The organism is Calditrichota bacterium (assembly GCA_014359355.1).
Taxonomy (GTDB): domain Bacteria; phylum Zhuqueibacterota; class Zhuqueibacteria; order JANLFK01; family Oleimicrobiaceae; genus Oleimicrobium.
On the sequence record JACIZP010000341.1, the window covers coordinates 1 to 7,872 of the forward strand.

5 protein-coding genes are annotated in these 7,872 nt (G+C 61.4%); 2 read left to right on the forward strand and 3 right to left on the reverse strand.

The window, feature by feature from the left end:
• The first annotated feature begins 159 nt into the window (after positions 1-159).
• Entirely contained in the window at positions 160-1,317 is a 1,158-nt protein-coding gene (nagA, locus tag H5U38_14320) for an N-acetylglucosamine-6-phosphate deacetylase (protein MBC7188195.1), read from the forward strand.
• A 291-nt stretch (positions 1,318-1,608) separates the two neighbouring features.
• Here nagA and H5U38_14325 read toward each other — a convergent pair whose 3' ends face one another.
• Genes H5U38_14325 through H5U38_14335 form a run of 3 tightly spaced genes read right to left on the reverse strand, consistent with a single transcriptional unit; the run spans position 1,609 to position 4,523 of the window.
• On the reverse strand, positions 1,609-2,370 hold the full coding sequence (locus H5U38_14325) for a sugar isomerase domain-containing protein (GenBank protein MBC7188196.1): 762 nt from the start codon (positions 2,368-2,370) through the stop codon (positions 1,609-1,611).
• A 16-nt stretch (positions 2,371-2,386) separates the two neighbouring features.
• Positions 2,387-3,553 (reverse strand): MFS transporter, encoded by a 1,167-nt coding sequence (locus tag H5U38_14330; GenBank protein ID MBC7188197.1) that lies wholly within the window; start codon positions 3,551-3,553, stop codon positions 2,387-2,389.
• 7 nt (positions 3,554-3,560) lie between these two features.
• Positions 3,561-4,523: an ROK family protein gene (locus tag H5U38_14335; GenBank protein ID MBC7188198.1), complete on the reverse strand. Its 963-nt coding sequence runs from the start codon at positions 4,521-4,523 to the stop codon at positions 3,561-3,563.
• 503 nt (positions 4,524-5,026) lie between these two features.
• On the opposite strand from H5U38_14335, the gene H5U38_14340 reads away from it, so the two are divergent.
• The coding region (locus H5U38_14340; protein ID MBC7188199.1) for a TonB-dependent receptor at positions 5,027-7,872 on the forward strand (2,846 nt) is incomplete at its 3' end.

Here is a 7,872-nt window from a genome sequence, read left to right on the forward strand (position 1 = left end):
AGTCCGCCGGGCGAATGACAGGCGGCTGCTGGTGCCTTTGGATATTAGCTCGGCCTTTGCGTTCGCCGTAGCACGGAGAGTCCTGCGACCGGCGCAACAAAGACCTTGCATGGCTGGAGCAAAATGGCTATATTGGCGAGGACCCAATCGGAGACGCCTATGCCAGAATGCCTCTTGCTCAGGAATTGCCTTCCTTACGATGCGGGCGGAAAGTCCGCGCCAATTGACCTCTTGCTCGAAAACGGGCGCATCGCGAAGATGGGGCCGAGGCTCTCGGTCCCGCGGGGAGCGAACATCCTGGAAGCCGAAGGCCGGGTGGTGGCGCCGGGATTCATTGACGTGCACATTCAGGGCGCAGGCGGCGCAGACGTGCTGGACGGGACAAAGGACGCCCTCCGCACCATTGCCCGCACCCTGCCGCAGTTCGGCACCACGAGCTTTTTGGCCACTACTGCCTTTCACTTTGACAAAGCGAACCATCACCTGGAGGTGGCTGCCAACCTCGCGGGGAAAGACTTAGGAGGCGCGAACCTGCTGGGTATTCACCTCGAGGGGCCGTTCATCAACCCGGACAAGCGCGGCGGAATGAGTCCCACCTGCATCGGGCCACCGTCCTCCCGGACATTGGCCGACATTCTCCAGCTCACCGGCGACGCGCTCAAGATGATGACCATTGCCCCCGAGCTGGACGGCGCGATACCGCTGGTCGACGAGCTCCTCGCCAAGGGGGTAGTGCCTGCATTTGGGCATTCGGCGGCAACTTATGAGCAGGCGGCCATGGGTTTTGGTGCTGGCATCAGGCACGTCACCCATCTGTTCAATGCCATGGCGCCGTTTCACCATCGGGAGCCTGGCCCCTTGCCTGCCATAGCGGAGACCGGGGGCGTGACGGTGCAGCTCATCGCCGATGGCGTGCATGTCCATCCGGCCGCCGTGCGGCTGGCGTGGCGCCTTTTCGGCCCGCGAGGGATCGTGTGCATCACCGACGGCATCCAGGCCCTCGGCCTGCCGGAGGGCAGGTATGTTTACAACGGCAGGGAGTACGAAGCGCGGGACGGGATCGCTCGCTACTTAGACGGCACGCTCATCGGCACGGCAATGGGGCTGAACAGCCTGGTACGGCGGTTGCAGGTCTTCACCTGCTGTTCGCTCGCGCAGGCCATCGATACGGTGAGCGCGAACCCCGCACGCCTGCTCGGCCTTGCCGGCAAGGGTGAGCTTGCCGTGGGAGCGGATGCCGACCTGGTGCTGCTGGAAGAGGGGCTTGCCGTCTGGGCAACGATAGTCGGAGGGAAGATCCGCCATCGCAGAGATTAATGCTGGCCAAACCTCCGCGCGCGTAAGGTTCCGCGGAGGTACAGGTGTACGGCGGCGCCGCGCCCACGCATTGTGGTGCTGGGCCAGAAAGAAGTGAGCCAATTCTGAGAGTCGGCCGCGCTAAGCGGTGCCCTGCACTCCACAAAAAACACAGGCCAACTCCGGAGAGTTAGCCTTCGCAGATGGCAATCTTGCAGTGGCGCATGGAGGGCGGATACCGCCGCTCGGATGCGCTGCAGGGCCGTCATGGGGCGCGCTAAAGCTCGCGGCTCCCCTGAGTCATTTGCCCTGCTACACCCCCGCTATCCTCCTCTTGTACTCCGCCAGTGCCTCGCTCAACCGCTCACGAGCCGTCGTGTCGCCGGGCACGTTGTGCGAGGGATGAATGTACAGGCGGTGCCCCTTTTCCACCAGCATCTCGGCCACGGTGGTGATGATCATCCACACGGCCGTAGTGAAGGCGATCGTGGAGATAGGTCCGACGTTGTCCACGTGGTTCTTCAACGGGACCACCGCATCACGCGCGGGCACACAGGTATCCACAACCACGTCGGCGATTTCAAAAATCTTTTTTCCGGAAGAGTGGCGGGTGGGCGCGTCCTTGAAGGCCTGGGCCGAACCGGTGGCCACCACCTTCATCCCCAACCTCTTGGCCTCCAGCGCAATGTCGATGTTCACGTTGTTGATACCTGAATGGGAGAAAATCCACATGGTGTCTCGGGGGTCGAAGGTGTAGCTGCGCATGATCTCCTTGCCGTAGCCTTCCACCCTTTCGAGAAACACGAACTGGTGCACGCCCATCTCGCCCACGATGTGGGTGAAGAATGACAGGGGCAGTTCGATCATTGGATGGAAGCCGACGAAGCCACCGATGCGGGGGTACATCTCCTCCACCGGCAGGGTGGCGTGGCCGCAGCCGAAGGTATGCACCCAGCGCCCTGCGCCGATGGATTCGGCCATGATCGCTGCGGCTTTCGTGATATTGTCGCGTTGCGTAGCAGCAATGTCATCCATGACCTTGCGTGCATGCGAAAGCCAGATGTCAGCCAGCATAGTGAGCTCCATATTGTCAGTTCGTCTGTACGGAACGTGCCAGGCGGCGACTCACCACGGTGAACAGCCCGCCCGCGCACACCAGGCCGATGGGGATAAGGAGGAATGAGACGCGCAGGCCGCGCGCGTCGCCGATCACCCCCGCCAGTGCCGGCAGAGCCATACCACCGGTCAAGGCCATCACAAAGGCGATGCTAAAGGCCGTACCGGAAAACCTCGGGTAGGCATCGCCCACAAAGCTCAGCACGGTGGGAAAAAGCCCGGCAAATCCTGCGCCGATCACAAAAAGGCCGACAAGCGCCACTCCCGGGGAACGAGCAAGCAAGGTGAGGAGTGCTCCAACCAGGGCAGTGGCGAGAGCAGCGCGCACTACCCGCGGCCGAGCCGCCGCCTTGAGCATCGTGCCCAGCACCAGGCGCGCCCCCACAAGCCCGAGCCAGTAGGAAACCAGATAGAGCACCGCCCTGTCCTGCCGGACGCCCAGTTCTTCCTGCAAGAACACTGCACTCCAGCTGCCCGTGGTGATTTCCATGCCGCTCTGGAAGAACAGCATGCCGCCGAGCAGAAGCAGCGTTGGTTGGCCCACCAGTCTAAGGGCATCACGGAGAGGGAAGCCTTGCGCGTGCTTCGGCTTCGGGAAGGGCACCGCCAGAGTGAACAGCAGAGGGACCGCCACGGCAGCCCCGGCGATGCCAATAACCCATTGATAGCTGGTTTGTGCGCCGAGCGCCCCGAGCAGCAACGGCACCCCCATGGCGCCGATGCCGAAGAAAACGCCCAAGAGGTTGAGACCGGCGCCGCGCCCCTCCTCACTGATCTCGGCCACCAAGGCGTTGGTCCCGCCATTGATCACCCCTCCACCGAATCCAATGAGAAAGACAAAGGCGCGCAGCACGGCCAGGGAAGGCGCCAGGGCGATCCCCTCGAACCCTATCAGGAGCAGAGCAGTGCAAAAGGCCAACAAGGCTTTGTAGCCGTAGCGGTCGGCGATCGGCCCAAAGACCACTGAGCCGCTCAGGATGCCAAAAGAAAGAAGGGCCATGAGCGACCCGGCCTCAGTCTTGTCGATGCCGAACTTGGGGATTACCTCTGGCAGGATTGCGCCCAGCGTGGTGAGCACCACACCGAACATCAACATTCCCAGACAGCACGCGGCAAACACTTGCGCTCGACGATAGCTCATGGCTTCCTCACGATGTTCTTTCTCTGGCTGCTAGCCAGGCGAGGCGTGCGGCGCCATAGAGTCCTGCCTCGCCGCCCAACGCCGACGCCACCAGCCGCACCTGCGTGATGCTGATCGGCTGCGCCCATAGATGTGCCTCTTCAGCAATGCGTTCCAAAAACTGCACGGCCGGCCCAAAAACCCCGCCGCCGAAGATGATCTGCTCCGGGTTGAAAAGGCTTACTAGGTTAGCCACTGCCATACCCCAGAAGGCGATGCACTGGTCAAGAACACGAGTAGCTAATTCATCTCCCTGGGCAAAGGCGGCAAAGACGTCCGGCGCAGCGAGCTGCTCCGGGGACTTCCCGCGCAGTGGCCCCTGGTAGTCGGATTCGCGGGCGAGGAGCTCGTGGGCAAAGCGGGCGATGCCTGCGCCCGAGGCATAGTATTCAAAGCAGCCGCACGTCTTGTACTCCGGGCGGTAGGGCCTGTCCAAGGCCAGCCAGCCTATGGCGCCGGCCACATCACCATGTCCGCGCAGCACGCGGCCGTCGACCAGTATGCCCGCACCGATGCCCGTGCCCACGGCCAAGAAAATGGCGTTTCGGCACCCCTTGGCTACTCCTTGCCAGGTCTCACCGAGGATGTACGCGGCGCGGTCGCTATCAATGGTCACCGCCAGCCGCGACGTGGCGGGTAAGGAGCAAATCTCCTCAAGGAGCGGGTACTCCTCCCACCCCGGGATGTTCGGCGCCCACACCCGACCGGTGGCAGCATAGTAGATGCCCGGCACCGACACCCCTATGGCCTGCGGCACGTAGCCGCCGTCTTCCGCAACCTTGAGCAGAGCGCTGATCTGGGCGCAAACGAGGGCCCCGACCTGACGACCGCTCCTTTGCTGCAAGGGCGCGACCTCTTTGTGCACCGCCTGGCCTTCTTCGGTGAAAAGGGCGGTGGCCAATTTGGTACCACCCAAGTCGAGTGCCAGCACAACGGGAGTCACTTTGGTCTGCCTCGCTCCTTTTCTTCCTGTTTGTCGCAAGAACTCGCGACAATATAGAAAAACGCCCGAGTGTTTGCAAGCAGAAAAAGGCCGAACCCGGCGTTTTCTGGGGTCGGGAATTGGGCCGTCTGCCCTTCGCACTCGCCTCGGTAGGTTTTCCTGCGCAGCGATTACTCGCGAGTCGGAGGTGCAGGAGAGCTGCTTTCCATCGCCAAGTCCGCTCAAAAAAACACTTGACTTTTGCAGCCGCCGTGGTTAAATTGCATGCGGTGGCAGCCTCATGAGCAGCTCGTCCTCTACGCATCGACAGGCTGGCCACGCAGTTTCTCCGAACAAGGCGTCGGGGTAGACAAGAGGCGACCTTGCTTCGTATCCTGCATGCGACAATCCCATCGCCACACCCCATTCGAGGGGGAGGAACTCTCCTCGCTTGCCCTTGCACAAGGAGTAAACCACGTTGCAATCGTCTCCATAGCACGGAGGAATCACATATGCTGCATAGACGTACTGTCCAGGGCTGGCTGGTCTCGCTGACCGGCCTGGTGACGCTGCTTTTCGTGTGCATATGTCCGCCTGCACAGGCAGCCAACGGAAAGATAGCCGGTCGCGTCTATGACGCGCAAACCAAGGAACCATTGCCTGGGGCGAATGTCATTGTTGAGAGCATCTGGCAGGCTGGCCGACCGGTGTCGCTCGAAGTCAAACTCGGGGCGGCAGCCGACCGCGAGGGGTACTTTGTCATCCTCAACGTACCTCCCGGCACCTACGACATCAGGGCGACGATGATGGGCTACGGGCCGCTGCTTAAGCAGCAGGTGCGCGTGAACCTGGACCGCACCACCACCGTGGATTTTGCCCTCACCACGCAGGTGCTGGAGATGGGAGCGATCGAGGTGGTTGCCGAGCGGGAGCCTATCCGCGCCGACGTCGCGGGCACGCAGGAGATTATCCTCACCCAGCGATTGGCAGAAACGCCGGTGATGCGCGTGGACGAGTTCGTCAACAAGATCAAGGGCGTGCAGCTTGTCGCCGATAATGACGGCCATGGCCTCAGCATCCGCGGCGGCGGCATCCGCGAGACTGACGTGCGCATCGATGGCATTTCGTTGCGCGACCCACGCTCGGAGAACTCCTACCTCTCACTCAACTCCACCTCCGTGGAAGAGCTGCAGGTGCTCACCGGTGGTTTCCAGGCAAAGTACGGCGGGTTCCGCTCTGGGTTGGTCAACGTGGTGACCAAAGAGGGGCGCCGCGATCGCTACTCGTTGTCTCTGCGCGTCGATGCCACGCCTGGCGGCCAAAGAAAATTTTTCGGCGTCAACCCTTGGAGCGACGAGTCGTGGATCTATCGGGTCTTTGCGGACACCAGCGAAACGGGCTACGCCTGGAAGGGCACCATCGGCGACACGACGGTGCCAGAGGAGTTGCGCTACTTCCGCGGCTGGAAGCACAAGAATGAAGGCAAGAGCAACTACGAAGCCATCGGCATCCCCCGTAACGCCAAGCTGACGCCGGAACAGAAGTTGGCCCTGTGGAAGCGCCAACACCCGCAGTATCGCTTCGCGGACAAGCCAGACGTCTTTGTGGAAGGCACGCTGACCGGCCCAGTACCGGGTGGCGGCTTGCCCCTGTTGGGCGCCTTTCTGGGCCGCACCACGTTTTTGGCTGGGTTCAAGTACGAGGACACACAATTCGCCTTCCCCCTTGGGCCACGCAACAACTATGTGGACTGGAATGGCCAGCTCAAGTTGACCACCACCTTCAGCCCGAGCATAAAACTCTCCCTGAACAGCATGTACGCTGAAGTTAACACGTTGACCGCCGGGCGGCCCAGCACTTTCGGCGGGGCGCTCATCGACAACTCCAGCCGCTTTAACTTCCTGAGCAGCACTGAGGCCTCGGTGGCCCAGCAGGCAGCCCTTCTCGGTGGAAGCAACGGTTTCGTGCAGATGTTCAACAAGAGCCGCCTGCAGTTCTACGACAAACGCCTGCTCGTGGGCGGTGCCAGGCTGACGCACACGCTGTCGCCCAAGGCCTTCTACACCGTGGACCTGCAGGTGGGCTACACCGACAACAAACTCACCCCGTTCGCCTTGGACACCTCGCGCGCCGACGCCTGGTTCATGTTGGACAGCACCTACCGGGTGTTGGATGTGCCCAACAAGGGCACTCCCAACGGCTCCACCAACTGGCTGACCGACATCACCAACATGTTCTGGCTGTACGGCGGTTTGCAGGCGGCAGACTCTTCCTACTCATGGTCGGCGAATCTCAAGGCCGACCTCACCGCCCAATTGGGCCGGCACCATCAGGTCGAGACCGGCATCAGTGTCGATTATAACTACATCTCGGTCAACTCTGGTACCTGGCTGCAGTCGGAGCAGAGTTGGACGCCCGACACCTGGCAGTACTACACGGCCAAGCCGCTGGAGATAGGCGCCTACTTCCAGGACAAGCTCGAATTCCAGGGCATGATTGCCACCTTAGGCGTGCGGGCCGACTACTTCAATCCCAACAAGAAGGCCTATCTCGTTGACCATCCACTGGACCCGGACTATGCCAACTTTTTCAACCTGGTCTACCAGTACTTACCGGGCAAGTTCGGCTCATGGGAGAAGTGGGTCAAGTTCCGCGAGATGCTGGATGAGCCGCCTGGCTGGCCAGCCACAGAGAACAAGACGCAATTGAAGCTCTCGCCGCGGGTGGGGGTCTCTTTCCCGATCACGGTGAACAGCAAGCTCTATTTCAACTACGGCCATTTCTACCAGCGGGCCAATCCCACCTTCCTCTACAACCAGGCGGTGATGCCGGGCGCTACCAATGTGCCATGTCCGGACCTGACCATGGCGCGCACGGTCGCCTACGAGTTCGGCTATGAGCAGAACTTCTGGAAGGACTTTTTGTTCAACGTCACGTTCTACTACAAAGACGTGAAGGATGAGCCGCTGTCTCGCTCCTATGTGGACTACTGGGAAGAACAGACGGTGCAGAAGTATTTCCCCGACTTTTACAAGGACATCAGGGGTGCGGAACTGCGCCTGGAGAAACGGCTCGGTCGCTTCTTCACCTTCTGGGGCAACTATGAGTACCGTCTGCAGACCACCGGCCGCACCGGGCTGGCCTACGTGTACGAGAACCGCCTGCGCGCCAGCGAGGAGGAGCGTTGGCCGAACATTGTCACCACCGACCCCAGGCCGTTGGCTCACGTCAACATCAACCTGCATACGCCCATGAATTGGGGGCCACGTCTGTACGGCCTCTGGCCGCTGAGCGGCATCTACGTCAACTTTTTCTTCGAGTGGCAAGACGGTGGTCGGCAGATCATCAATCCGCAGGA